This is a genomic window from Acinetobacter sp. RF14B (genome assembly GCF_006864105.1).
Classification (GTDB): domain Bacteria; phylum Pseudomonadota; class Gammaproteobacteria; order Pseudomonadales; family Moraxellaceae; genus Acinetobacter; species Acinetobacter lwoffii_C.
Map to the genome: position 1 here is coordinate 1 of NZ_SMTB01000228.1, position 549 is coordinate 549.

Consider the following 549-nt stretch of genomic DNA (forward strand, 5'->3'; position numbering starts at 1 on the left):
AATTGGGTATTGCAATTTTACTACTGCAACAGTTGATAATGTTATATTTAGATGTCGACGTTTACACAATGTGATTTTTATCAAAGCGAGTGGTGAATGTGTCGATTTTAGCAAAAATATTCTTGATACAGTTGACTTCTCGCGGAGCCAGCTTACTCATAGTAATTTTCGCGAATGTCAGATTAGAAATTCAAACTTCGATCATTGTTATCTTTATGCTTCGCACTTCACCAGAGCAGAATTTCTTTCTGACAAAGAAATATCATTTATCAAATCGAATTTGACAGCTGTTATGTTTGATCATGTGCGAATATCGACAGGGAATTTTAAAGATTGCATTACAGAACGAGTGGAATTAACTATTGATTATTCAGATATATTTGGGAATGAAGATCTCGATGGTTATATCAATAACATTATAAAAATGATTGATACATTGCCAGATAATGCAATGATATTGAAATCCGTTCTGGCAGTAAAACTGGTTATGCAATTAAAAATTCTTAATATTGTTAATAAAAACTTTATTGAGAATATGAAGAAAACATT

General features: G+C 31.0%; 1 protein-coding gene. It reads left to right on the plus strand.

The annotated features are described in order from the left end of the window. Positions 1 to 549, plus strand: a 549-nt coding sequence (locus E2K52_RS14650; protein ID WP_151205710.1) for a SopA family protein, incomplete at both ends; no start/stop codon positions are given.